Here is a 25,289-nt window from a genome sequence, read left to right as displayed (position 1 = left end):
CCGCGCCGAGCCCGGGTCTCACGCTCTAGGACGGCGCCCGCAGCCGCTTCTCGAAGAAGATCTCCGCGTACTGGTCGTCGTGATACCGAGCGATCTCGACGAAACCGTGCCGCCGGTAGAGCGCGACGGCCTCCACCAGATCCAGCCGGGTGTCCAGCCGGACCCGCTCGGCGCCCATCTGCGCCGCGGCCGTCTCCGCGGCCGTGAGCAGCCCGCCCGCGCCGCCCATGCCGCGCTTCGCGGACCGCACGAACATCTGCTTCAGCTCCGCGGTCCGCGCGTCCAGCAGCCGTACGCCGACGCATCCGGCCACGGTGTCACCGTGCCGGGCCACCAGCAGCACACCGTTCGGCGGCTTCAGATCGCCGCTCGGGTAGTCCGCCAGCCCCTCGTCGATCTCCTCGGGTGTCGAGCGGCGTCCCTCGTGCAGCTCGAAGTACCGGTCGGCGACCTCGGTGTAGTACTCCCGCAGCAGCGCCTTGGCGTCCGGCGAGCCGACCGGCTCGGCGGAGACGGCCCAGGGGAGGCGGAGGGTGGTGGCGTCGTTCATGGCGCCATTGTGGCCGCAGGGACGGGACGGAACGCAACGGATTTCGGCCCGCCGCCCGCCCCGCCCTCCGCGACGCGATCAGACCTGCTTGGGTCCCGCCTGCTGCACCACCTCGAAGGACCACAGCGTGGATCCGGACGCGGCGGGCTTGGGCCGCTCGCCGCCCTCACCACCCGCTCCGCCCTGGGCACCACCCTGGTGCGCGGCCTTCATCGGTCCCTCCATCCACGCCTGGAAGGACTCCTCGTCCCGCCAGCGGGTGTAGACGAGGTACTGGTCGGTGCCCTCCACGGGCCGCAGCAGCTCGAACCACTCGAAGCCGTCCGAGGAGTCCACGGTCCCGGCGCGCGCCCCGAACCGCTTCTCCAGAACCTCCCGCTGCTCGGCCGGCACGGTCAGTGCGTTGATCTTCACGATGCTCATGTTGACCATCGTGCCGCATGGTGCAAAAGGGATGAGGGTCAGGGCCGCGAACCCCCTGGTGGCTCACCCGTGCAGCTTCAACCCATCGGATGCGTCACCGTACGGCGCCTGCGCAGCCAGACCATCACCACGGCCACCACCCCCGCCAGCGCAAACACCCCGCCGACCGCGAGAATCCAGGCCGGCATCCCGCCCACCTTCAGCAGCGAGTACCTGTAGGTGACCCGCTGATACGGCGAGTCGCCGGCCACCCGCCGCAACTCATGGTCACCGCTGATCCGTTGCGGCTGCGGAAACTGCTGATCGATGGCGGTCATAAAGGTCGTGCCGTCCCCGGCGAGGTCGCGGACCTGCCCCTCCGGCTTGATCCGCCCGGCGAAGAAAACCTCCGGCGACTTCCCTCCGATGCTGCTTCGCGGCTCCATCCGGTGCGGCGCGAAGACATAAAGCCCCAGCGACTGCGGTGTCTTGGCCAGCCGCGAAAGCCGCATCGGATAGACGAGCCGCTCACTGGCGAAGGACAGCCGCAGCGGATCGAGGGTCCCCGACAGATAGCTGCGGTTCTCGGGAGCGGCCGGAGCCAGCCGGACCGCTACGTACTCCCACTTCTGCGCCACATACGGACGCAGCTCGGCCGCCAGCGATGAAGGCAGCTGGAATCCGTTGGACTTCAGCCAGTCGCGCAACGCGTCCGGGTCGGTGGCGGTCAGCCGGGCGACGTCGAAGGGCCCCAGCCGCTCCCGGCCGACGACACCGACACCCGGGCCACGCGCGCCGGGAAGCGGGGCCGCGGCAGTGTCCCCATGCCCGCCGAACGGCCAGTCGCTGCTGTGCGGCCAGAAGTAATGGCGCGTTTTGACGGCGGGCGCGGTGAGACCGGCCAGTTGTGAGAAGAGGTCGGAGTCGCCCAGCTCCACCTTGGCGCGGTGCGGCACCGGCATGATCCACGCGGCGTCCGGGGCGGTGCCGTCCACCGTCAGGCTCATCACGATCTGCTCATGCTTGCCGTCCCAACGCACCGCCGAGGTCTCACGGTTCACCGACAGCGTGGTCTTCTCGTCGACCACCATCGCCCCGCACCCGCACGCGTACGCCGGCCTGGCCAGCGACACGAGCTGTACCGCCAGCAACAGCAGCACGACCACAAGGGCTCGCCGCCGTCCCACTCCTCCGCCGCGCGCCGTATCCATGCCAGCCATGTCAGCCACGCCAGCCAGGCCCATCCTCGTCCCCGTTCGTTCTCTGCCGACCAACGCGATCAGCACGGTCACAGACGGATGGAACGGCGCGTACGGTTCCGGTCTTCGTCGGCCACGCGGTGTGCGCAACGGCGTTCATCGGGCTGCTGGGTTTGTCGGACTCACGGTCGTCTTCCGTCGTCCGGTCATATCCTGCCGGTGGACATGTCAAGCGACGTGGGCGGGTAGCAACCGCCGCGACGGGGGTGCGATGGACGCGTTAGTGGTTGTCGGGTCCGAGGGCGAGTGGGACGCGGAGGAGAGCGAGCGGCTGACGCGCCGGTTGCGGGCGGAGATCGCCGAGCTGGACGTCGAGTCCGTTCGGCCCCTGCCCGGCGCCCCGGCTCCTGAGGGGGCGAAGAGCGGTGACGCGATTGCGTTCGGCGCGATCGTGGTGGCGCTGAGCGCGTCAGGCGGCGTGTTCACCCAGCTCATCGCGCTGTTGGGCGACTGGCTCGGCCGGCAGTCCGCCCGACATCGCATCTCGGTGACCATCGACGATGACACTCTCGAACTGGAGCAGGCGACCGCCGACGAGCGCAGGCAGCTGATCGACGCGTTCGTCCAACGTCACGGGACCGGCAGTTGACCGTGGGGCGTCGCCTGGCCCTGCTGATTGCGACATACGCGTACCAGGACGCGGGACTGCGGAGACTGACCGCACCGGCGCACGATGCGGAGGCACTCGCAGATGTGCTCCGGGACCCGCAGATTGCGGGGTTCGAGGTCACCCAACTGGTCAATAAGCCGCACTACGAAGTGGGCGAGGCCATCGGTGATCTCTACCGTGACCGGCGGCGCGACGACCTCACCCTGCTGTACTTCACCGGCCACGGCCTCAAGGACGACGAGGGCCGGCTCCACCTTGCGATGACCAACACGCGCCGCGACAACCTGGCATTCACCTCGCTGCCCGCGGAGCTGGTCGACCAGGCCATGAGCAGCTGCATGTCCCGGCAGAAGGTGCTGATCCTCGACTGCTGCTACAGCGGCGCCTTCCCCGCCGGCCGCCTGGCCAAGGCCGCCACCGGCGACGTGCACGCCCTGGAGCGCTTCCAGGGCCGCGGACGGACCGTGCTGACGGCGTCCGATGCCACTCAGTACTCCTTCGAAGGCGACAAGCTCCGCGGCCGGGCCGCACAATCGGTCTTCACCCGTCATCTCGTGCAGGGGCTCCGGGACGGCAGCGCCGACCTCGACGACGACGGGAACATCACCCTCGACGAGCTGTACAGCTACGTCTACGACAAGGTCGTCGACGAGATGCCGCAGCAACGGCCGAAGAGAATGGACAGTGTCGAGGGCCGCATTCTCATCGCGCGCAACATCCACTGGATTCCGCCCGCCGACTTGCAGCAGTCCGAGGCTGTGCCGGCGACCACTCCGGTTTCCGCCCTCCCGCCGGTTTCCGCCTCCCCGCCGGTTGCCGCTGCCGCGGGGTACGGAAGCCGGATTCCCCTTCCGATGTCCCTCCGTGCGATCGATCCCCTCACCCGTCGTCACGCGCTGCGCCTCGGAGCCGCGGCCGCGTCAGGCATCCTGCTGCAAGGGGACCAGCGTCTTCCTTCGCCCGGCACGCTGAGATGGCAGTACTCCACCCATGGCTCGGTGATTTCGTCGCCGACGGTGGCAGACGGTGTGGTGTACGTCGGCAGCACCGATAACAACCTGTACGCCATCGACGCCGTTACCGGAGAACATCGGTGGCGCTACACGATCAAGGAGCCGGTGTATTCGTCGCCGACGGTCGCCGACGGAGTCGTGTACTTCAGCGGCGAGGTCAACAATCTGTATGCGATCGATGCCGCTACCGGAAAGTATCGGTGGCACTACGAAGGAGACATCGACTCGTCGCCGACGGTGGCCGACGGAATGGTGTATTTCGGCAGCAACAACGCCAACCTGTATGGGATCGACGCCGCCACCGGGAAACTTCGGTGGCAGTACAACATCGTCCTCGCCAGTTATTCCTCGTCGCCGACGGTTGCTGACGGAGTGATGTACGTCAGCAGCGACGACGGCGGGCTGTACGCAATCGACATCACCAGCAGAAAGGCGTTATGGAATTACCGGTCCAGTGATGGCGGCTCAGGGGTTTATTCGTCCCCGACGGTGTTCGGCGGAGTGGTGTACGTCGGCAGTGACGACCACACCCTGTATGCGATCGACACCATTACCGGAAAACATCGGTGGCACTACACCACCAAGGGCGAGGTGGCGTCGCCGACGGTGTCCGGCGGCATGGTGTACTTCGGCAGCTACGACGCCAACCTGTATGCGGTTGACGCAGCCGCCGGGAAACTTCGGTGGCGGTACACCACCAAGGGCGCGGTGTCATCGTCACCGGCGGTGGCCGATGGGGTGGTGTACGTCGGTAGTGATGACGCCAACCTGTATGCGGTCGACGCCGCCAGCGGAAACGAACACTGGAGGCGCCTGACCAAAAGGGGTGTGAATTCGTCGCCGACGGTGGTCGATGGGGTGGTGTACGTCGGCAGCGGCGACAGCAACCTGTACGCGGTCACTGCCGCCGGCAGCGGTTAGTTCCTCTCAACGAGCTCTTCTCGACCAGCTGTTCTCAACGAGTTCTTCTCGACCAGCTCTTTTCGACTAGCTCTTCTCCACCGCGGGCGGCGATCCGGGCAGCGGCTTCCGTGCGCTCTCCGACATCAGCAGTACGGCGATCCCACCGATAACGGCCGCCGCCATCATGTAGTACGCGGGCATCATCCGGTCACCAGTAGCGCCGATAAGAGCGGTAACAACCAACGGAGTCGTACCACCGAACAGCGACACCGAGATATTGAAGCCGATCGACAGTGAGCCGTATCGCACCTTCGTCGGGAAAAGCGCGGGCAGCGCGGACGGCATCGACGACGTGAAGCACACCAGCAGCAGCCCCAGCGCCCCCATACCCAGCGCGATCGCGAACAGCGACCCCTGCCGGATCAGCAGCAGCGCGGGCACGGAAAGCACCAGGAAGCCCACACACCCCGTGGCGATAACGGGCCGACGCCCGAACCGGTCGCTGAGCCGCCCCGCGAACGGCTGGACGCACATCATCAGGACCATCACCGCGAGCACGACCATCAGCGCGTCCGTCTCGTCGTACTTCAGCTCCGACGTCAGATAGCTCGGCATGTACGACAGCAGCATGTAGTCGGTGACGTTGAAGACCAGAACGAGCCCGATGCACAGCAGCATCGCCCGCCACTGACCGAAGACCATCTCGCGAATACCGATCCGCTTCTCGGCCTCGCGGCGTACCTTCTCCTTCGTCCGCGCTTCCTTCTCCAACTGCGCGAACGCCGGGGTCTCTTCAAGCCGCATCCGCAGGTAGAGACCGATGATGCCCATCGGCCCCGCAATCAGGAACGGAATGCGCCAGCCCCACGAGTGGAGATCGTCCGCCGACAGCGCCGCGGTCATCAGAGTGACCAGACCCGCACCGCCGACATAACCGACCAGCGTGCCGAACTCCAGCCAGCTGCCAAGGAATCCGCGCTTCTTGTCGGGCGCGTACTCGGCGATGAAGGTGGAGGCTCCGCCATATTCCCCACCGGTGGAGAAGCCCTGCACGAGCCGGGCGACGAGCAGCAGAATCGGCGCGCCGACACCGATGGAGGCGTAGGACGGGATCAGACCGATCGCGAAGGTGCCCACCGCCATCATGATCATGGTGATCGCCAGGACCTTCTGCCGGCCGATCCGGTCACCGAGCGGGCCGAAGACCATGCCGCCGATGGGCCGTACGAGAAATGCCGCCGCGAACGCTCCGAACGTCGACAGCAACTGCGCGGTCGGATTCCCGGACGGGAAAAAGACATGGCCGAGGGTGACCGCGAGATAGCTGTAGACGCCGAAGTCGAACCACTCCATCGCATTGCCGAGCGCGGCCGCCGACACCGCACGCTTGACCATCGCGGGATCGACGACGGTGACCTCACCGGTCTCGCCGATCTCACCGACCTCACTGGATGTGTGCTTTTCCAGACGGGTCGGGTCGGGTGCTACGGGGGACTGCGTCGGCACGTGTTCGCTCGCCTGCGCTCTCTTGGACGACTGCATGACATCGCCCGCCATTGCCAGGACTGACACGGGGGCAAAGGTCGACCATAGGGGCAGACCAGGTCATCACGGACAGTGCGCGGATGACCGCGCAGTCGCCCGCATACCCGCTCCAGCTGGGAAAACGCCCCCTGAGGGGACGCTGGGCGGGACTTTGGTCTGTGATCCATCTCGCGGTGATCAACTGCAACCGAGAGGCCCTGTGACGCGCCGCACGGCAGAAAAACGGCGCGGCGGCATACGTGCACCGCCGCGCCGATGGATCGTCGCGTCCCTCAAGGATCCGGTATCCGGACAGGTCCCGCCACTCGAAATCACGCAGAGTTATCCATTCATGCCTCAAGGGTGCGACGGACTGACTACTCTGAGCTACGACCGGTGCGACTGGAATCCAACCCGGCCCGGTGTTGGACGAGTTGAGTGAAGGGAACGCCTGTGCCGAAAGCCAATGTCCTCGATCCCAGTGCATCACCGCTCGATTACTACGGGTACGAACTACGTCGCCATCGCGAGCGTGCGGGGCTGACGCAGCGCGCGCTGGCCGCGATCATCAGCTACTCCCCTTCGAGGAGATCTCCGTCTTCCATACCCACCTCGTCCATGGTCTGTTGCAGATCGAAGGCTATGCGCGAGCGGTTCTCGGTGTGCTGGACGCGAAGGATCTGGAACGCCAAGTAGCTGCTCGAATGGCTCGCCAGCGGATTCTGGATGGCGAGGAGGGGCCGCTTCTGTGGGTGGTCCTGAGTGAAGCGGCGCTGTGCCAAGAGGTCGGTGGTAGGGAGGTTATGCGAGACCAACTGGCTCACTTGTTGAGCCTCTACAACAACCCTCGCGTAAACGTGCAGGTGTTGCCATTCAACGCCGGAGCTCATGCCGGAGCCCAAGGCGCGTTTAACCTCTACCGCTTCGACAGTGACCCGGCCATCGTCTATGCCGAGGACTACGAGTCGGGTCACGCGACCGCCAATCCTGTTGAAGTCAGGGGCTGTTCGCTCCGTTACGATCACCTCCAAGCGGCTGCCCTGTCCCTGGAGGGCTCGGCGGAGCTGATCCGGCGCCTAATGGAGGAACGCTATGGGGAGCAAACCCGACCTGAACCAGGCTCGCTGGCGTAAGTCCAGTTATAGCGGCGACAAGGGGGGCGACTGCGTCGAAATAGCCACCCTCCCCACCACCATCGCCATCCGCGACTCCAAGAACCCCGAGGGGCCCGCCCTCACCTTCCCCCCGGCCGCCTTTTCGGCCTTTGTCGCGGCGGTCGCCAACGGCGTTCACCGCATCCACGCCTCGTAGGACAGCACCTCCCCCGACTTGATCTTGAAGTCGGGGAGGTCCTTCGTGAACGTGATCTCACTGCCCAGGAGTTGGCCGGTAGCGGGGTCGAAGATCACCATCTGGCGGGTGGCGTCCATCGAGCCGTCCGGGCCGTCGTACACATACGCCTGCCCGCGGCGCCCGAGCCGGTCCGTCACCGTGCCCGCAGGGTGCAGCCCGCCCATGTCCGCCAGCATCCGGACAATGGCGGCTGCCTCGCGCGGACCCGGTGTCCACTCCTGCCGCAACGTGGAGAGTGCCAGCAGTAGTTGAGGCGTCTTGGCGTCGGCGCCCCCGTAGAGCGTCGTGAGGTGTTCGCGCAGCGCTTCGGGGTCGGTCGGTGGCTTCGTACGGGACGCGAGGCCGCCGTGTTGTGCGCCCGAGCCCGCCGGATAGTTCTTACGGTGCAGGATCTTGCCGTCGTTGACGGTGCGCCAGCGACCGTCGGCGTCATGGATCACGGGGCGCCCCGGGTGCCGGGGGTCGGTGGCCACCACCAGCTCCGAGCCGCTGCCATCCGCCCGCCAACGGGTGATGCGCTCCTCGGGCACGGTAACGGGCGGCGCGGCATCCGGGCCCGCCTCCATGGTCATGTACCAGCTCTGCAGATGGCTGCCCCGGCGAGGGCCAGTGTGTGCACCCGCCCCTTTCGCCCTCGCCTCCGCCCTGCGCGCAAGCTCGTTCAGCGTTACGGACGGGGTGTTGGTGCGCAGCACGAGCGCGGCGGGCGCGGCGGCGGCCGGGCTGGCGCCGGCGCCGGAGAAGGCGAACGCGAGCACGGCGACGAGCGCGAGTACCGCGGCTTCGGCGCGCAGCACGAGGCGGCGCCGAGCCCGCCGTGTGCGCTTGCTGTGCAGCAGACGGTTGAGGCCGCGTTCGGCGTGGGTGTCCAGCGGACGGTCCCGCCAGGGGCCTGCGTCGGCCCGTACCGGATTGGCCGCGCGCAGCAGATCCAGTTCGTCATTCATTGCCGTCGCCTCCTGCTCGTGCGGACACGGTCATCTGCATCCGGTCGATCTGTGTACGGAGCCGGGCGCGGGCCCGGTGCAGCCGCATGGCCGCCGCGCTCTGCCCGCAGCCCAAGGTCACCGCCAGCTCGTCGATGGTCAGCTCCTCCCAGGCCGTCAGCCGGAGCACCTCCTGGTCGGCGGGGGAGAGGCGGGTCAGCGCCTCGTGCACCCAGGAGCCGGGCCGCTCCGTGTCCGGGCTGTCGACGGTCTGCCGGCGGTGCGCGGTCTCGTGATTGCCGAGCCGGTGTAGCAGCCGCCGGTAACGGCCGAGCCCCCGGACCGTATTGGCCAGGCAGTTCCGGGCCACTCCGTAGAGCCAGGGCAGCGGTGCGTCGGGCAGGTCGGCGCGGCGTCTCCAGGCTATGGAGAAGACCTCCGCCACCACTTCCTCGACCTCATGTGCCTGCCCGTCCAGCCGCCGCGCCACAAAGCGGCTGACCGCCCAGTAGTGCGCGCGGTAGGCATCGGCGAAGGCGTCGTCCGTGCTCATGAACCGTAGGTGTCCGGCATGGCCCCGATCTTCACACCCGGTCCCGGTGAATATTTCCGGGCCTCCGGACACCTACCGCACATGAAGCGCACGAAGCACACTCCCGTGAAGTGGCTCACCACCACCGACCACAAAACGATCGGCACGCTGTATCTCGTCACCGCATTCGGCTTCTTCTGCGTCGGCGGCCTGATGGCGCTCCTGATGCGCGCCGAACTGGCCCGCCCCGGCCATCAGCTCATCTCGAACGAGCAGTTCAACCAGGCATTCACCATGCACGGCACGATCATGCTGCTGATGTTCGCGACGCCGCTGTTCGCCGGATTCGCGAACTGGATCATGCCGCTGCAGATCGGCGCGCCGGACGTGGCGTTCCCGCGGCTGAACATGTTCGCGTATTGGCTCTATCTCTTCGGCTCACTGATCGCTGTGGGCGGTTTCCTCACACCCCAAGGTGCGGCGGACTTCGGCTGGTTCGCCTACGCCCCGCTCTCCGACTCCGTACATTCCCCCGGTATCGGCGCCGACATGTGGATCATGGGTCTGGCACTCTCCGGATTCGGCACAATTCTCGGTTCGGTCAACTTCATCACGACGATCATCTGCATGCGCGCGCCTGGCATGACGATGTTCCGGATGCCGATCTTCACGTGGAACGTGCTCTTGACCGGTGTGCTGGTCCTGCTCGCCTTCCCTGTCCTGGCCGCCGCGCTCTTCGCCCTCGAAGCGGACCGTAAATTCGGCGCGCACATCTTCGACGCGGCCAACGGCGGAGCACTGCTCTGGCAGCACCTCTTCTGGTTCTTCGGCCACCCAGAGGTCTACATCATCGCGCTTCCCTTCTTCGGAATCATCTCCGAGGTCATCCCGGTGTTCTCCCGGAAGCCGATGTTCGGCTACATCGGCCTGATCGCGGCGACGGTATCCATCGCCGGACTTTCGGTCACCGTCTGGGCACACCACATGTATGTGACGGGCGGTGTACTCCTGCCCTTCTTCTCCTTCATGACATTCCTGATCGCGGTGCCGACCGGTGTGAAGTTCTTCAACTGGATCGGCACGATGTGGAAGGGCTCCCTGTCCTTCGAAACGCCGATGCTGTGGGCGGTCGGTTTCCTCATCACCTTCACCTTCGGCGGTCTGACCGGCGTCATCCTGGCGTCGCCGCCGATGGACTTCCACGTCTCCGATTCGTACTTCGTCGTGGCGCACTTCCACTACGTCATCTTCGGCACCGTCGTCTTCGCCATGTTCTCCGGCTTCCACTTCTGGTGGCCGAAGTTCACCGGCAAGATGCTGGACGAACGGCTCGGCAAAATCACGTTCTGGACCATGTTCATCGGCTTCCACGGCACGTTCCTCGTCCAGCACTGGCTTGGTGCCCAGGGCATGCTGCGCCGTATCCCCGATTACCTGGCCGCCGATGGATTCACCGCCCTCAACACCCTCTCCACCATCTTCTCCTTCCTCCTGGGTCTCTCCGTCCTTCCCTTCCTCTACAACGTCTGGAAGACGGCGAAGTACGGTGCGCGCGTCGAGTCCGACGACCCGTGGGGTTACGGCCGCTCGCTGGAGTGGGCGACGTCCTGCCCGCCACCGCGCCACAACTTCCTTGCCCTGCCCCGAATCCGTTCCGAATCCCCGGCGTTCGACCTGCATCACCTGGAGATCGCGCACGAAATCGAGCCCGTACACGAAACCGAGATCGGGGCGCCCGCATGACCGAGAAAATCCGGATGGACGAAGCCGTGAACGCGATCGAGGGCTATCTGCTCTTGGAGGCGGAGAAGGACCGGGCGCGTACCCGGGCGGACGCCTTCTGCACTCGTCTGCCATGGCTCACCGAAACCCAGCGCAGCGAAGTGGAAGTCCACTATTGCCAGGACCAACGGGAAACGTCGCGCGCCTACCTGGAACGCATCGCGGTACGAAGCGCCGCCCTGCGCGCCGAATACGAAGCCGTCTACCGGTCACTGCGGCGACGACTCGTCACCGCCTGCCTGAGTGGCATGGTGGCCGCGGCGGTACTGGTCGCCGTGGCCACCACCGCCCTCACCCTGCGCCAGTGATCCGGTTCTGCCGCATTTTCGGGATGCCCGGTCATCAACCGTACTGAACCCGAAGCTCCTTGACGCCGTTGAGCCAGGCGGAGCGGAGCCGGCGCGGGCCGCCCGCCAGGGAGATATCGGGTATGGCGTCCGCGATGGCGTTGAAGATCAGGTTGATTTCCAGGACCGCAAGGGATTTACCGAGGCAGAAGTGCGGTCCGCCGCCACCAAATCCCAGATGGGGATTGGGATCACGGGTGATGTCGAAGACCTCGGGGTGGTCGAACACCTCGGGGTCGTTGTTGGCCGAGGAGTAGAAGATCCCGACGCGCTGCCCCTGCTTGATCTTCGCGCCGCCCAGTTCGGTGTCCTGGGTGGCGGTGCGCTGGAACGCGACCACCGGCGTCGCCCACCGCACAATCTCCTCGGCCGCCGTCGCGGGGCGCTCACGCTTGTAGAGCTCCCACTGCTCGGGATGCGTCAGAAATGCATGCATCCCATGCGTAATGGCATTACGCGTCGTCTCGTTGCCGGCCACCGCCAACAGCAGGACAAAGAAACCGAATTCGTCGGAGCCGAGATTCCCTTCGTCCTCCGCCGCCACCAACTGGCTGACGATGTCCTTGGCCGGACATTCCTTGCGCGCCGCGGCGAGGTTCATCGCGTACGAGATCAGCTCCATGGCCGCGTTGGTGCCGACCTCTTCGGTGATGGCCAGTTCGGGATCGTCGTACGCGATCATCTTGTTCGACCAGTCGAAGATGCGGGCCCGGTCGTCCTGGGGGATGCCGATGAGTTCGGCGATCGCCTGGAGAGGCAGCTCGCAGGCGATGTCCGTGACGAAGTCCCCGGAGTCCTTCTGTCGCGCCTCGGTGACGATCCGCGCCGCCCGGTGGCGCAGCGCGTTCTCCAGGGCCCGGATGGAGCGCGGGGTGAATCCGCGCTGCACGATCTGGCGGACCCGGGTGTGCTCCGGCGGATCCATGTTCAGCATGATCAGCTTCTGTACGTCGATCTGGTCGCGGGTCATGGACGCGTTGAAGCGGATGATCGACGTGTTGAGGTTCGCGGAGAAGGTTTCCGGCTTGGTGGACACCTCCTTGACGTCCTCATGGCGGGTGACGACCCAGTAGCCGTCGTCGTCGAAGCCGGCGATGCCGTGCGGCTGGGCGTTCCACCACACGGGCGCGGTCTGCCGCAGCTGGGCGAACTCCGGGAGCGGGACGCGGGTTTGGTAGACGTCGGGGTCGGTGAAGTCGAACCCTTCGGGCAACGCGGGGCATGGCATCGGCGACTCCCGGTCCGATCCGGTCTGGCAGCCGGCTGTCGTGCGCGACCGGCTGATGTCTGACGTTCTGACGGTTCATCAGATGTGGGTCGCGGTGAAGGTAGTAACGAGTTCTATAAGTGGCAAGGGTCGCGGCGGTACCTGTTGCGCACAAGGGGCGCGAAGCGTCCGCAGGGGGAGGGGTGTTGGCGGTCGGCCAAGTAGGCACCACGAGCCGGACAAGGTGCTGCACGCCCCTTGCGCCCCCAGGGGGCGGCTCATAAGACTGTTTCGCAGAACTAGAACGCGTACTAGTTCTCTTCCGTGGGTGCCGGGACGCCCGCGGACGCGAGGAGAGGACGAGTCAGTCATGGCCGCGGAACCCGTCATCGTCGAAGCCGTACGCACCCCCATCGGCAAGCGCGGAGGCGCGCTCGCCAACCTCCACCCCGCCTACCTCCTGGGCGAGACGTACCGCGAACTCCTCGCCCGTACGGGCATTCAGCCCGACTGTGTGGAACAGATCGTCGGCGGCACCGTCACCCACGCCGGCGAACAGTCCATGAACCCCGCACGCAACGCCTGGCTCACCATGGGCCTCCCCTACGAGACCGCGGCGACCACCGTGGACTGCCAGTGCGGGTCCTCCCAGCAGGCCAACCACATGGTCGCCAACATGATCGCGGGCGGTGTCATCGATATCGGCATCGGCTGCGGCGTCGAGGCGATGTCCCGGGTGCCGCTGGGCAGCGGCTCCAAACACGGCCCCGGCAAGCCCTGGCCCGACGAGTGGAACGTCGACCTGCCCAACCAGTTCGAGGCGGCGGAACGCATCGCCCGCAACCGGGGCCTGACCCGCGAGAACGTCGACTCGCTCGGACTGATCTCCCAGGAGCGGGCGGCCGCCGCCTGGGCCGAGGAACGCTTCAAACGGGAGACGTTCGCCGTACAGGTCCCCACCACCGAGGAGGAACAGGCGGCCGGCCAGGGCATGTGGCGGCTGGTCGACCGTGACGAGGGGCTGCGCGACACCACCATGGAGGCACTCGGCGGCCTCAAGCCCGTCATGCCGACCGCCGTCCACACCGCGGGCAACTCCTCGCAGATCTCCGACGGCGCCAGCGCACTGCTGTGGGCCTCCAAGCGGATGGCCCGCGCCCTCAAACTCAAGCCGCGGGCCCGCATCGTGGCCCAGGCACTGGTCGGCGCCGATCCGCACTTCCACCTCGACGGCCCGATCGACGCGACCCGCGCCGTGCTGGGCAAGGCCGGCATGTCCTTGAAGGACATCGACATCGTCGAGATCAACGAAGCCTTCGCATCCGTCGTCCTCTCCTGGGCGCAGGTCTTCGAACAGGACCTGGAGAAGGTGAACGTGAACGGCGGCGCCATCGCCCTGGGCCACCCGGTCGGTGCCACCGGCGCCCGCCTGATCACCACCGCACTGCACGAACTTGAGCGCAGGGACAAGGAATTCGCCCTGATCACGATGTGCGCGGGCGGAGCGCTGGCAACGGCCACGATCATCCAGCGCCTATAGCCCGCCACCTCCCGCCCCGCCTTTCCTCCCACTCCACCCAACCTGTGGCAATCCACAGGAGAGTTGGGGGGAAAACCACATACCGCACGGCACAAGATCCACGTACCGTCGACGACATGACCAGAACTCAGCGGGTTGCACCCGCATCGGGTGGTAATCGACGCGTATTGCGTGGCTTGGCCGCCAGCGCCGCCATCCTGCTCGCAGCCCTTACGACAACCCCGGCCCTGGCCACCGGCCAGAACAGCGGCGCGACGACGAAGACGGCAGCCGCCGACGGCACACGGGCCGAGCACGGGCGCGGCACGCTGCTCGCCATCACCCCCCTCGGCAGGCAGACCCGCGCCGAGGTCATCGCCCAGGCCGAGAAGTCGGGCCTGGAAGCCGGCACCGCACGGCATGGCGTCGCGGCCTACCGGCTGACCTACCGCACCATCACCCCCGACGGCCACCCCACAACGGCATCAGGCCTCCTGGCACTCCCCATAAGCAACAGCCATCACCTTCCACCCGTCGTCCACGCCCACGGCACCCTCGCCTACCGCGGTTACGCCCCCTCCGTCGCGGAAGGCCCCGACCGAGCGGTGTCGTCGCTGTACGCCTCGGCCGGCCGCGCCGCCATTGCTCCCGACTACCTCGGCCTCGGCACAGGCCCCGGCCGCCACCCGTACATGGACGCCCGCTCCTCGGCCTCCGCTTCACTCGACATGCTCCGCGCCGCCCGCTCCGCGGCCCCCGAGCTGGGCACCGCCCTCGACCGCAAGGTCTCCATCACCGGCTTCTCGCAGGGCGGACAGGTCGCCATGGCGCTCGCCCGCGAGCTGGACCGCGGCGCCGATCCGCGATTCCGCCTCGGCGCGCTGGCACCGGTAGGTGGCCCGTTCGGCCTTGACGGCAGCGAACTCCCCGGCATGTTCGACGGGCGAGTGGACCCCCAGTCCGCCGTCTTCTACATCTCTTTCTTCCTGACTGCCCAGAATCGCCTGCACCCGCTCTACGACCACCCGGGCGAGGTATTCCGCGCTCCCTACGCGGACCGTGTGGAGGACCTCTTCGACGGTGACCACCCGGCGGAAGACATAGCCGGCAAGCTGCCCGACCGCCTGGAAGACCTGCTGACCGACACCTGGTACAAGAAGCTCCAACACCCGTCCGGCGCCCTGCTGGAGGCACTCCGCGCCAACGACCGCACCTGCGACTGGACCCCGGACCGTGGCGTAATGATCACCCTCTACACCGCCACCGGCGACCGGGACGTCCCGATAGCCAACACCCAGAGCTGCGCCCGTGAGTTGGCAGACCACGGCGCCGCCCCCAAGGTCGTCGACCAGGGCGCCGACGCCGACCACAGCACCTCGTTCTTCCGCTCGGCACCGTCCATAGCCCGCGCTCTCCCGGTCGCCCGCTGAGCGGATACCGGAGAGCGCAGTAGCACCGAAGCCAGAGGCAAGAGGAAGCCCGGCAGACAACAAGCCCGACACCGCGGACATCAACCACTCCGTATGCCGGGCTCCTCACCAGGCTCACCGCACATATGTACTCCGGAGGCCTTGGCATCCACAGACCACAGACCACAGGCCACACGCCATAGGTCACAGGCCACACGCCATAGGCCACACCCCACAGGCCTCCCCGGCCTCGGCAGTCAGGAGGTCTGCCGGGTCCGGTGTCCGGAAGTGGGGGCGGGGGCGAAGGAAACGGGGGTGTCGAAGGCGGCTCTGCGGGTGGCCCGGCGCAGCGCCTTGAGGACGGTGCCGCCCAGTGTGCAGGTCAGGATCACGGTGACGATGGCTCGGGGGAGGTCCCAGCCGAGGGAGGTGGCGAGGCAGTAGGCGATATAGCGTGTGAGGTTTTCGTTGAGCGGGTCGCCGGGGACGAAGGAGACGCCCGACGTCATACCGGCGATGTAGGGCCAGCCCTGGAGGTTCATGATGAGTCCGTAGACGACGGCCGCGACGGCTCCGTAGACGGAGAGCATGACCAGTTCGCGGCGGCCGCGCAGCCGGTCGGGGCCCGGGAGGAAGCCCGCGCCCATCGACACCCAACCCATCGTCAGCATCTGGAATGGCATCCAGGGGCCTACGCCACCCGTCAGCAGCGCCGACGCGAACATCGCCACGGACCCCAGGACGAAGCCGAATCCAGGGCCCAGGACCCGGCCCGCCAGCACCATCAGGAAGAACATCGGCTCGATGCCGGCGGTGCCCGCGCCGAGCGGGCGCATGGCAGCGCCCGCCGCGGCCAGTACGCCGAGCATGGCGATGGCTTTCGCGTCCAGGCCGGTGTCCGCGATGGTCGCCACGACGACGGCGAGCAGCATCGGCAGCAGCGCGGCGAAGAGCCACGGCGCGTCTTTGGAGTGCGCGAGCCCGGAGGTGGAGTCGGCGAGCAGCGGCCATCCGAAAGCCATCACGCCGATGGCCGAGATGAGCGCCAGCGCGGCGATGGAGCGGGGCCCGAGGCGTACGGCACGGGCTTGACGGCGAGCGGAGGGGACGGGCTCGGCATCCCGGCGGTCCGACGTCATGCCGTCGGCTCCAGGGCTCGGGCGACCTGGGGGACGGTCAGCCAGGGCAGCGGCGCGAGGACTTTGGCGACCTGGGGCGCGAAGGCGGGGGAGGAGACGACCACCTCGTTGGTGGGGCCGTCGGCGACGATCTCGCCGTCCGCCAGGATGACGACGCGATGGGCCAGTTCGGCGGCCAGTTCCACGTCGTGTGTGGCCAGGATGATGGCGTGCCCCTCGGCGGCCAGCCCGCGCAGTATGTCGATCAGCCGGGCCTTGGCGGCATAGTCCAGGCCACGGGTGGGCTCGTCGAGGAGAAGCAGCGGTGGGCGGGCGGTCAGGACGACCGCCAGTGCGAGGGCGAGGCGTTGACCCTCGGACAGATCGCGGGGGTGGACGGAGTCCGGGACGTCGGGCAGCAGCCGGCTGACGAGATCCCGGCAGCTGCCGGCGGGGGCGTCCGCGTCCTGGTCGGCGGCGGTGCATTCGTCGGCGACGGTGTCCGCGTAGAGGAGGTCTCGTGGTTCCTGGGGGACGAGGCCCACATGCCGCAGGAGGGTGCGGGGACTGGTGCGGTGCGGGGTGACGCCGCCGACACGGACCGTCCCGGAGGACGGCTCGTGCATGCCGACGAGTGTGGTGAGGAGGGTGGACTTGCCTGCGCCGTTGCGGCCCATCAGCGCGATGGTCTCGCCAGGGTGGACGGTGAGGTTCACCCCGTGGAGGGCGTCGGTACGGCCCCGGCGGATATCGAGCCCCGATACCGCCGCAGACGGGGAGGGGGATGGGGAGTGGGACGGGGAGGGGGACGGAGTACTCGCGACCGGTGCCGCAGGAGTGAGTCCCTGCAGGCGGGTGCGGAGCGGCGCGGCCTTGCGGCGGGCGTCGCGTACGGAGAGGGGGAGCGGCGACCAATGGGCGAGCCGGCCGAGGGCGACGACCGGGGGGTGGACCGGGGAGACGGCCATGATCTCGGAGGGGTCGCCCATGAGCGGGGCGGCGCCAGGAGACGGCAGCAGGATCACCTGGTCCGCGTACTGGACCACCCGCTCCAGACGGTGTTCGGCCATCAGGACCGTCGTCCCCAGGTCGTGCACCAGCCGCTGAAGCACCGACAGCACCTCCTCGGCGGCGGCCGGATCCAGCGCCGACGTCGGCTCGTCCAGGACCAGGACCTTCGGGTGCGTGGTGAGGACCGAGCCGATCGCCACCCGCTGCATCTGGCCGCCGGAGAGCGTGGTGATGGCGCGGTCGCGCAGATCGGCCAGGCCCAGCAGATCCAGGGTTTCCTCGACGCGGCGGCGCATCACCTCCGGGGCGAGGCCGAGCGACTCCATGCCGTAGGCGAGTTCGTCCTCGACGGTGTCGGTGACGAAGTGGGACAGCGGGTCCTGGCCCACGGTGCCGACGACATCGGCCAGTTCACGCGGCTTGTGGGTGCGGGTGTCGCGGTCGTCGACGGTGACCCGGCCACGCAGGGTGCCCCCGGTGAAGTGCGGTACGAGCCCGCAGACGGCGTTGAGCACGGTCGACTTGCCGACGCCGGACGGGCCGACGAGGAGACACAACTCCCCCTCGGGAACGGTCAGGTCGATTCCCTGGACGGCGGGCGCGGAGGCGTCCCCATAGGTGACCGAGACCTGCTCGAACCGGATCACTGGTTGGACTCCTTGTTGCGCGGATCGAGCGGAGGGAGGGGAGAGAGCGGTGAGCGGGGAGGGTGGGGAGAGAGCGGACGACGGGGGTGGTGGGAGTGATGGGCATGTTGGGCATGTTGGGCGTGTTGGGAGTGGTGGGAATGGTCGGGACGGACGGGATCGGAGGTGTGCCTGCGGGTAGGGCGCGCCCCACCTCCCCCGTCCGGCGGGCGCGGCGCGACAACCGCCGGCAGCAGGCCGAGGAGGACGGAGGCGGCCGGCCAGAGGGGGAGGGCCGGGGTGGTGAGGGGAACCGCGGGCGGATGCAGGGCCGCGGGCGCGTAGTCGTTCGCCCAGATCATCAGGGCGGCGACAGCGATGCCGGAGCCGGAGACCAGCCAGGCACGCGCGCCCCACCGTTCGGGCCGGTAGCGGCTGCGTACGGAGCGCCGGCCGCCGAGCCACAGTCCGGCGAGCGCGGCGGCCAGCCCGCCGAGCAGCAGCGGCAGCCCGTAGCCGCCTCCCGTGTCGCCCAGCAGCCCGTACGTCCCGGCGCAGACGCCGAGCAGCCCGCCGAGGGTGAGAACGGAGGTGGTGTGCCGTACGGCGGGCGGCACTTGGGCGGTACGGCCGTAGCCGCGCGCGTCCATCGCCGCCGCCAGCGCGACCGAACGCTCCAGCGCGCCCTCCAGCACCGGCAGTCCCACTTGGAGCAGAGCCTTGAACCCTCGGTCGGGGCGGCCGCGCAGCCGCCGGGCAGCGCGCAGCCGCTGTACGTCGGCGACCAGGTTCGGCGCGAAGGTCATGGCGACGACGACCGCTACACCCGCCTCGTACAGCGCGCCGGGCAGGGACTTCAGCAACCGGGCGGGGCTGGCGAGCGCGTTGGCGGCACCGACGCAGATGAGCAGGGTCGCCAGCTTCAGGCCGTCGTAGAGAGCGAAGACCATGCCCTCCGCGGTGACCCGGCCGCCGATCCGGACGCCCTTCGCCCAATCAGGGAGCGGGACTTCGGGGAGCGTGACGAGGGTGTGCGTCCCAGGGATCGGCGAGCCGAGGACGAAGGCGAAGACGAGGCGGATGGCGATCACGACCAGTCCGAGCTTGACGAACGCGCCGTACGAGCGGGCCCACGGTGCGTCCGTACGACGGGCCGCGACGACATAGCCGGCGACGCCGATCAGCAGCCCGAGCAGCAGCGGATTGGTCGTACGGGAGGCCGCGGCGGCCAGCCCGAGCGCCCACAGCCACCAGGCGCCGGCGTGCAGCGCGTTGCTGCGGGTCGCCTGCGGGGCGCTCATCCGCGCCGGCGGCGTGCCTGCCACACGGCGGCCGCGCCCAGTACGACGACGGCCGCGATGCCGCCGAACAGTCCGGCCGACGGACCGCCGTCGCCCCCGTCATCGGCCGCCGGCTTCCCGGACCGGGACGACCCATCCGCGGGCGAGGAGGACGAGGAGGACGAGGAAGCCGAGCCCCCCGGCCCGCTCACCTCATCCGCGCACCCCGCCTTCGGATAGCCCGCGATCCCGCACAGCAGCGCGTTGGAGTCGTAGCGCAGTCGCTGGGCGACCTTGGCCAGCGCATCGCCCGCCGACGCATCCTCGGGCACCTGGGCGCACTCCGTCCGGGTCTTCGGCGGTGTCTCGCCGTCGGGCGCGTCCGCCGCGGTGCCGAAGTCGACGACGACGCCGATCCGCTTGGTGCCGTCCTTGGCGGGCGTGTCATGGCAGATCGCGTCGAAGTCGGCGGCCGCGCGCGGTTTGCCGGCCGCGGCGGAGTCGGCGCTGACGGTGAACCGGAACCCCTCGACGGCGCCGTCGGCGGGCCGCATGGTGCCCGGCCCTTCGCTGGCATACGCCCACGAGCCGTTGCCGTCGCCCTTGTCCCCCTTGCCGTCCCAGAAGGACCAGTAGCGGTACTCCTGCGCCTGCGCGGGCGCGGCGGTCAGACCGGTGACCGTACCCGCGGCCGTGCCGACCAGCAGCAGAGCACCGACGATCTTGATGCGTCGCATCAGAGCTGGTTCTTCTTGTTGCGGCTGCTCAGCAGGAAGCCGATGCCGGCGCCGATCGCGAGCCCGACACCGATGATCCACCACAGACCGATGCCGCCCTTACCCTCCTCACCCTCCTCGGCGTCCTTCTTCGGCGTCGCGGACGGCTCGGCAACGCCGGCCGGCTTGGGGCCGGTCTCGTTGAGCGCGGCCACCAGGTCCGTGCCCCCGAAGGAGCGCGGGTCGGTGCCGGTGGCATGCGCGGCGAGCACCAACTGGGCATACGCGGCCGGGCCGTTCTGCTTGGCCCAGTCCGCGGAGTTCTTCTCCAGCCACTTCAGGGGCTTCTGCGCGGCGGCGCCGTGCGAGCCGGCGGCCAGCGCGAGGACGGCGTCCGCGGTGTTGCCGACGTCGGGCTGCTTCTCCGCACCCGGCATCGCGGACGGCAGATGCTGACCGTTCTTGTCGAGCTGCGCGACGAGGTAGGCGGCGCCGCCGTCCGCGGCCTGCGCCGGCTCAGCCGTGCCGTTCTTGCCGTCCTTGCAGCTCAGCGGCTTGACAGGCGCATCGGCTTTCTTGCCGGCGGGCTCGATGGCAAAGCCCTTGCCCAGCGCGCCGGTCGAGGCCGCCGCGGTGGCATCCGCGTTCGGGGCGAGCACGCCCTTCTGGGGCTGGAAGGCGAACGCGCCACGCTCCCCCTCCTTGGCGTCGCAGCCGAGCTGGAAGGTGAGCAGCCCTTCGTAAGGGGTCTTGCCGCCCTTCTTCGACGTCACCGCCTCCGGCTTCTCGCCCGTCGCGGCGAGCGCGCCGATCACCACCGCGGTGGAGTTGGCGTCGCTCGGCGAGCCGGGCATCGAGCTCCAGCCGCCGTCGTCGTTCTGTACGGACTTCAGCCAGGTCACGGCCTTCTTCACGGCGTCGTCGTGCCCGCCGAGCGCGGCCAGTGCCTGCACCGCGGCGCCCGTCTGGTTCGTATCCCGCATCGTCTTGGTGTCGCAGGCCGTGGCCGGATCGGCACGGAAGGCGCCGAACGAGCCGTCGGCGCACTGCTGCCCGGCGAGCCAGTCGACGGCCGACGCCGCGGGCCGCACACCCACCGTGCGCTGCGCGAGCAGCGCGAGCGACTGCCGCCAGACACCGTCGTACTGCGGGTCCTTGGTGCCGTAGAGCCCGTCGGGCAGCTTCTTGGCGGTCGGCTTGGGCGAGGGCGAGTCGGCGAACGCGGCGGGGGCGGTGGCCAGGCCCAGCACTGCCGTGGCCGTCAGCGCCATGGCGGCGCGGCGCGCCAGGAAGGCGACGGAGTGCGTCAGGGGGGCCTGGGGAGCCATGGAAGCCATGCGGGCCATCGGGTCGGTGCCTCTCGGGTCGGGTCGCGGCGGGAGTACGCAGCCGCGCTCGGCCGACCACCCGCGCGGCGATCGCCGGATCGTACGCGGTGGCACCGGGCTCTGCTCCGTATACCTCGACGGTGCCGCGCACCGGCCGTCCGTGGATACGGGCGGGTCCGGCGGCGGGAGCCTTGGTTGTGCCCCACCGGGCGCTCCGGCTCGCACGGCTGCGCGCGCCGCGGTGTGGTCGCGGTGGGCGGACGGGCCGTCCTCACGGATGGGGGTGCCCCCGGGCTCGAGCGAAGCCGAGAGCTTGGGGGAGGGTCAGCGCCGGATTTTCACCGGCTTCCCCCGATCGGGCACAAATGAAGTTGTCCCGCACACCTTAACCGGCACCCGGCGGGGCCTCGCTCGCACGTACGGTGCGGGTGGGCGTCTCCTGCGCCTGCCTCCGAGGAGCGGCTTGGCTGCCCGGGGTTCCCATGGCTCCCGTGGCTTCCCTCTCACCTCGCCGCCGCCTCACACCGCCCGGTACATCGCCGGGTCGGACCCCGGAACCAGCTCGGCATGGCCGAGTTTCACCAGGCGGCGGAGATGGGCCTCGGCCTCCGAGACGGCGATGTTCCGGGACCCGTAGGGGATCTGTTCCCAGGGGCGGTTCCACTCCATGGATACGGCGAGCTGCCACGGGGTGAGCGGATCGCTGAGCAGTGCTCTCAGCCCGGAGAGCCGCTCTTCATGGTGAGCGATGAGCTCCTGCACGCGGGCGGCCGCATCGGTGAACGCGTACTGATGGGCGGGCAGCACCTCGGCGGGGGCGAGCCGGCCGATCCGCTCCAGGGAGTCGAGGTAGTCGCCCAGCGGGTCGGTGACCTCCGCCAAGCCCTCCCATGAGCAGGGGGGACCCCCATCGTCGTCCGGGTCCTCGTACAGCCCGATGTGCGGGGTGATCCCGGGCAGCAGATGATCACCGGAGAAGAGCCGGCCGAAGCCGGAGGTCAGGGCCTCAGGCCGGTCGACCGCCGAGGTCCGGGCCTCAAGCCGGCCGACGCCAGGGGAGTTACGCCCGGCGGGGTTGCCGGCCTTCCCCGGATGCTCCTCCTCCAGATGCAGGCACACATGCCCCGGCGTGTGCCCCGGCGTCCAGACGGCGCGCAGCCGCCGCCCCGGCAGATCGAGCAGCTCGCCGGGGCCGATCTCGCGGTCGGGCAGTGCGGCACGCCGTCCGGGCAGTGACCGCCCGCCCCCCGTGGCGCGCGCCTTCCGCAGCGGCGCCAGGTGGTCGTCCGGAGCCCCGGCCGTCGCCAGCTTGGCGATCAGGAAGTCCAGCCACCGGCCCGGCTCGGCCTCGCGGGTGCGGCGGACCACGGCCGTATCGGCGGCGTGCATCGCGATCCAGGCGCCGGACGCCTCCCGGACCTTGGCCGAGAGGCCGTGATGGTCGGGGTGGTGGTGGGTGATCAGTACACCGTGCAGGTCGGTGAGGGCGAAGCCGCAGGCGTCGACGCCCGCGACGAGGGCGTCCCAGGAGTCCGGGTCGTCCCAGCCGGTGTCGATGAGTACCGGGCCGCGATCGGTTTCCAGAAGGTGGACGAGGGTGTGCCCGAGCGGGTTGTCAGGGATGGGCACGGCGATGCTCCATACCCCGCCCCGGTGGTCGATCACCTGTGGCGCCCCGGCCTCTGACATCCCGGTCCCCTCTCGATGCGGCGTACACGCCAGTGCGTGCAGCCAACCTCCACTCGACGCACCCGACCCACTATAACTAGAACGCGTTCCAATGCGGGCCGAAGTGGCCCGCCAGGTAGGGGGGTTGGCTTTCGGTCGGCACCGTGGACTCCTCCAACTAGAACTGGTATCAGTTCCTGGTGGGTGCGTGATTCTGACGCAACGTCAGAAGGAAAGCCGAAAGCCTGAATCGGAGAATCGGAACCATCAAGGACCGTCGAGAGCCATCAGGAACCGTCCGGAAACATCAGGAACCGTCCGGAAACATCAGGAACCGTCCGGAACCGTCGGGAGGCGGCAGCCATGAGCGACCTCGTCGAGCACGGAAAGCTCTACATAGGCGGTGAGTTGGTCGATCCGGCCGGCAGCGACACGATCGAGGTCGTCTCACCGCACACCGAACAGGTCATCGGCCGCGTCCCGCACGCCTCGCGGGCCGACGTCGACCGCGCGGTGGCCGCCGCCCGTACGTCCTTCGACTCCGGGGTCTGGGCGAACGCCCCGCTGGCGGACCGGATCGCGGTGGTGACCCGTATCAAGGACGCCTTCGCGGTACGCAGCGAAGAGATCGCCAAGGTCATCAGCTCCGAGAACGGCACCCCGTACACCTCCGGTGTGATGGTGCAGTCGCTGGCCGCGATGCTGGTGTGGGACGCGGCGCTCACCGTCGCCCGCGGTTTCGGGGGCCACGGGGGTCGTCCCCCGGAAGATGGCAGTCCGTTCGAGGAGCGGCGCGCCGGAATCCTGGGGCCGCTGCTGATACGGCGCGAACCGGTCGGGGTGGTCGCGGCCGTCGTGCCGTGGAACGTCCCGCAGTTCACCGCCGCCGCCAAGCTCGCGCCCGCGCTGCTGGCCGGCTGCTCGGTGGTGCTGAAGGTGTCGCCGGAGACCCCGCTGGACGCGTATCTGCTCGCAGAGATCGCGACCGAGGCCGGGCTGCCCGAAGGCGTGCTGTCGATCCTGCCCGCGGACCGGGAGGTGAGCGAGTACCTGGTCGGGCACCCGGGCGTGGACAAGGTGTCGTTCACCGGCTCGGTGGCGGCGGGCAAGCGGGTCATGGAGGTCGCGGCCCGCAATCTCAGCCGCGTCACCCTCGAACTCGGCGGCAAGTCCGCGGCGGTGATCCTGCCGGATGCGGATCTGGACGCGGCGGTGGCCGGCATTGTGCCGTTCGCCTGGATGATCAACGGCCAGGCCTGTGTGGCCCAGACGCGGATTCTCGCGCCGCGCGCCCGCTACGACGAGATCGCCGAACGGTTCGCCGTGGCGGCCAATGCGCTCACCGTCGGCGACCCGCTGGATCCGGCCACCGAGCTGGGCCCGCTCGTCGCCCGCCGCCAGCAGCAGCGGTCTCTCGACTACATCGCGCTGGGGCAGAAGGAAGGCGCCAAGGTGCTGGCCGGCGGCGGCAGGCCGAAGGGACAGCCGACGGGCTGGTACGTCGAGCCGACTCTCTTCGGCGAGGTCGCCAACTCCATGCGGATCGCGCGTGAGGAGATCTTCGGCCCGGTCATCTGTCTGCTGCCGTACGACGACGAGGCGGAGGCGGTACGGATCGCCAACGACTCGGAGTACGGGCTGTCCGGCTCGGTGTGGACGGCCGACGTCGATCACGGTGTCGACATCGCACGGCAGGTGCGTACCGGCACGTACTCGGTGAACACGTTCAGCATCGACATGCTCGGCCCGTTCGGCGGCTACAAGAACTCCGGGGTGGGGCGGGAGTTCGGGCCCGAGGGCTTCGGTGAGTATCTGGAGCACAAGATGATCCATCTGCCGGCGGGTGCCTGATGGGGGACCGGTGGCGGGTGGAGGTGGACCGGAGCGTATGCATCGGCTCCGGGATGTGCGTCGGCGCGGCACCGGACGGCTTCCGGCTGGATCCGGCCAGGCAGTCGCACCCCGTCGAACCGGAGGCGGACTCGGCGGAGAGTGTGCTGGCGGCGGCAGAGGGGTGCCCCGTGGAGGCGATCAGCATCACGGTCGCCGGGAGCGGTGAGGTGGTGTTCCCGCCGGAGGAGTGAGGGGCGGGGGCGGGGGAGTCCCGTAGGGGGTGGGTGTGGTGGTCCCCTAAGGGGGCGGAGGGCCCCTTGCGGGCCAACTACCCACGTCTGAACTGGAGTTAACGTCAGCGAGTTAACGTCAG

The 25,289-nt window shown here is 68.8% G+C and carries 21 protein-coding genes and 2 pseudogenes; 10 read left to right on the top strand and 13 right to left on the bottom strand.

The window, feature by feature from the left end; genetic code table 11:
- Nucleotides 1-25: 25 nt before the first annotated feature.
- The 3 genes from AB0I10_RS19685 to AB0I10_RS19675 form a co-directional block, all read right to left on the bottom strand.
- On the bottom strand, nucleotides 26-550 hold the full coding sequence (locus AB0I10_RS19685) for a GNAT family N-acetyltransferase (protein ID WP_363153773.1): 525 nt from the start codon (nucleotides 548-550) through the stop codon (nucleotides 26-28).
- Between the two features lie 78 nt (nucleotides 551-628).
- The gene (locus AB0I10_RS19680) at nucleotides 629-973 is read right to left on the bottom strand and encodes an antibiotic biosynthesis monooxygenase (protein ID WP_363153772.1); all 345 of its coding nucleotides are present in this window, start codon (nucleotides 971-973) and stop codon (nucleotides 629-631) included.
- A gap of 77 nt (nucleotides 974-1,050) precedes the next feature.
- The gene (locus AB0I10_RS19675) at nucleotides 1,051-2,172 is read right to left on the bottom strand and encodes a DUF2330 domain-containing protein (protein ID WP_363153818.1); all 1,122 of its coding nucleotides are present in this window, start codon (nucleotides 2,170-2,172) and stop codon (nucleotides 1,051-1,053) included.
- Between the two features lie 250 nt (nucleotides 2,173-2,422).
- Between AB0I10_RS19675 and AB0I10_RS19670 the strand changes: the two genes are divergently transcribed.
- Nucleotides 2,423-2,800 (top strand): hypothetical protein, encoded by a 378-nt coding sequence (locus tag AB0I10_RS19670; protein WP_363153771.1) that lies wholly within the window; start codon nucleotides 2,423-2,425, stop codon nucleotides 2,798-2,800.
- 2 nt (nucleotides 2,801-2,802) lie between these two features.
- On the top strand, nucleotides 2,803-4,755 hold the full coding sequence (locus tag AB0I10_RS19665) for a PQQ-binding-like beta-propeller repeat protein (protein WP_363153817.1): 1,953 nt from the start codon (nucleotides 2,803-2,805) through the stop codon (nucleotides 4,753-4,755).
- Nucleotides 4,756-4,821: 66 nt separating this feature from the next.
- Here the strand turns inward: AB0I10_RS19665 and proP are convergent, their stop codons facing one another.
- On the bottom strand, nucleotides 4,822-6,279 hold the full coding sequence (gene proP / locus AB0I10_RS19660; RefSeq protein WP_363153816.1) for a glycine betaine/L-proline transporter ProP: 1,458 nt from the start codon (nucleotides 6,277-6,279) through the stop codon (nucleotides 4,822-4,824).
- A gap of 435 nt (nucleotides 6,280-6,714) precedes the next feature.
- Between proP and AB0I10_RS19655 the strand changes: the two are divergent.
- Nucleotides 6,715-7,394 (top strand): annotated as a pseudogene (locus AB0I10_RS19655) (helix-turn-helix transcriptional regulator).
- On the top strand, nucleotides 7,354-7,572 hold the full coding sequence (locus AB0I10_RS19650) for a DUF397 domain-containing protein (RefSeq protein WP_363153770.1): 219 nt from the start codon (nucleotides 7,354-7,356) through the stop codon (nucleotides 7,570-7,572). Before AB0I10_RS19655 ends, AB0I10_RS19650 begins: the two are co-directional and overlap by 41 nt.
- Here AB0I10_RS19650 and AB0I10_RS19645 read toward each other — a convergent pair.
- On the bottom strand, nucleotides 7,551-8,561 hold the full coding sequence (locus AB0I10_RS19645) for a CU044_5270 family protein (RefSeq protein ID WP_363153769.1): 1,011 nt from the start codon (nucleotides 8,559-8,561) through the stop codon (nucleotides 7,551-7,553). The two genes, AB0I10_RS19650 and AB0I10_RS19645, sit on opposite strands and share 22 nt — an antisense overlap.
- Complete coding sequence (locus AB0I10_RS19640) at nucleotides 8,554-9,093, bottom strand: sigma-70 family RNA polymerase sigma factor (protein ID WP_363153768.1); 540 nt, start codon at nucleotides 9,091-9,093, stop codon at nucleotides 8,554-8,556. The genes AB0I10_RS19645 and AB0I10_RS19640 overlap by 8 nt, the downstream gene beginning before the upstream one ends.
- 105 nt (nucleotides 9,094-9,198) lie before the next feature.
- Between AB0I10_RS19640 and ctaD the strand changes: the two are divergent.
- Nucleotides 9,199-10,815 (top strand): annotated as a pseudogene (ctaD, locus tag AB0I10_RS19635) (cytochrome c oxidase subunit I); the annotation flags it as partial.
- Complete coding sequence (locus tag AB0I10_RS19630; RefSeq protein ID WP_363153767.1) at nucleotides 10,812-11,162, top strand: hypothetical protein; 351 nt, start codon at nucleotides 10,812-10,814, stop codon at nucleotides 11,160-11,162. The pseudogene ctaD and the gene AB0I10_RS19630, both read left to right, overlap by 4 nt.
- Before the next feature lie 34 nt (nucleotides 11,163-11,196).
- On the opposite strand, the gene AB0I10_RS19625 is transcribed toward AB0I10_RS19630, so the two are convergent.
- A complete protein-coding gene (locus AB0I10_RS19625) occupies nucleotides 11,197-12,429 on the bottom strand; it encodes a cytochrome P450 (RefSeq protein ID WP_363153766.1) in 1,233 nt (410 codons plus the stop codon).
- Between the two features lie 349 nt (nucleotides 12,430-12,778).
- Here AB0I10_RS19625 and AB0I10_RS19620 point away from each other — a divergent pair, with 349 nt between their 5' ends.
- Both AB0I10_RS19620 and AB0I10_RS19615 read left to right on the top strand, forming a co-directional pair.
- Nucleotides 12,779-13,948: a steroid 3-ketoacyl-CoA thiolase gene (locus AB0I10_RS19620; RefSeq protein ID WP_363153765.1), complete on the top strand. Its 1,170-nt coding sequence runs from the start codon at nucleotides 12,779-12,781 to the stop codon at nucleotides 13,946-13,948.
- A gap of 176 nt (nucleotides 13,949-14,124) precedes the next feature.
- The gene (locus AB0I10_RS19615; protein ID WP_363153764.1) at nucleotides 14,125-15,357 is read left to right on the top strand and encodes an alpha/beta hydrolase; all 1,233 of its coding nucleotides are present in this window, start codon (nucleotides 14,125-14,127) and stop codon (nucleotides 15,355-15,357) included.
- A gap of 236 nt (nucleotides 15,358-15,593) precedes the next feature.
- Here AB0I10_RS19615 and AB0I10_RS19610 read toward each other — a convergent pair whose 3' ends face one another.
- The 6 genes from AB0I10_RS19610 to AB0I10_RS19585 form a co-directional block, all read right to left on the bottom strand.
- A complete protein-coding gene (locus tag AB0I10_RS19610) occupies nucleotides 15,594-16,475 on the bottom strand; it encodes an ECF transporter S component (RefSeq protein WP_363153763.1) in 882 nt (293 codons plus the stop codon).
- On the bottom strand, nucleotides 16,472-18,112 hold the full coding sequence (locus AB0I10_RS19605) for an ATP-binding cassette domain-containing protein (RefSeq protein WP_363153761.1): 1,641 nt from the start codon (nucleotides 18,110-18,112) through the stop codon (nucleotides 16,472-16,474). The genes AB0I10_RS19610 and AB0I10_RS19605 overlap by 4 nt, the downstream gene beginning before the upstream one ends.
- On the bottom strand, nucleotides 18,109-19,392 hold the full coding sequence (locus AB0I10_RS19600) for an energy-coupling factor transporter transmembrane component T (RefSeq protein WP_363153760.1): 1,284 nt from the start codon (nucleotides 19,390-19,392) through the stop codon (nucleotides 18,109-18,111). Before AB0I10_RS19600 ends, AB0I10_RS19605 begins: the two co-directional genes overlap by 4 nt.
- A complete protein-coding gene (locus tag AB0I10_RS19595; protein WP_363153759.1) occupies nucleotides 19,389-20,108 on the bottom strand; it encodes an SCO2322 family protein in 720 nt (239 codons plus the stop codon). Before AB0I10_RS19595 ends, AB0I10_RS19600 begins: the two co-directional genes overlap by 4 nt.
- Nucleotides 20,108-21,433: a prenyltransferase/squalene oxidase repeat-containing protein gene (locus AB0I10_RS19590; RefSeq protein ID WP_363153758.1), complete on the bottom strand. Its 1,326-nt coding sequence runs from the start codon at nucleotides 21,431-21,433 to the stop codon at nucleotides 20,108-20,110. Before AB0I10_RS19590 ends, AB0I10_RS19595 begins: the two co-directional genes overlap by 1 nt.
- 501 nt (nucleotides 21,434-21,934) lie before the next feature.
- Nucleotides 21,935-23,104 (bottom strand): MBL fold metallo-hydrolase, encoded by a 1,170-nt coding sequence (locus AB0I10_RS19585; protein WP_363153757.1) that lies wholly within the window; start codon nucleotides 23,102-23,104, stop codon nucleotides 21,935-21,937.
- A 342-nt stretch (nucleotides 23,105-23,446) separates the two neighbouring features.
- Here AB0I10_RS19585 and AB0I10_RS19580 point away from each other — a divergent pair, with 342 nt between their 5' ends.
- A complete protein-coding gene (locus AB0I10_RS19580) occupies nucleotides 23,447-24,934 on the top strand; it encodes an aldehyde dehydrogenase (protein WP_363153756.1) in 1,488 nt (495 codons plus the stop codon).
- Nucleotides 24,934-25,167 (top strand): ferredoxin, encoded by a 234-nt coding sequence (locus tag AB0I10_RS19575; RefSeq protein WP_363153755.1) that lies wholly within the window; start codon nucleotides 24,934-24,936, stop codon nucleotides 25,165-25,167. The genes AB0I10_RS19580 and AB0I10_RS19575 overlap by 1 nt, the downstream gene beginning before the upstream one ends.
- Nucleotides 25,168-25,289: the final 122 nt, after the last annotated feature.

Origin of the sequence: Streptomyces sp. NPDC050636 (assembly GCF_040654775.1) — a bacterium.
In the GTDB taxonomy this organism is placed as follows: Bacteria; Actinomycetota; Actinomycetes; order Streptomycetales; family Streptomycetaceae; genus Streptomyces.
Note: the sequence above shows the minus strand (reverse complement) of the source record. Positions and strands in the feature narration are given on the sequence as shown.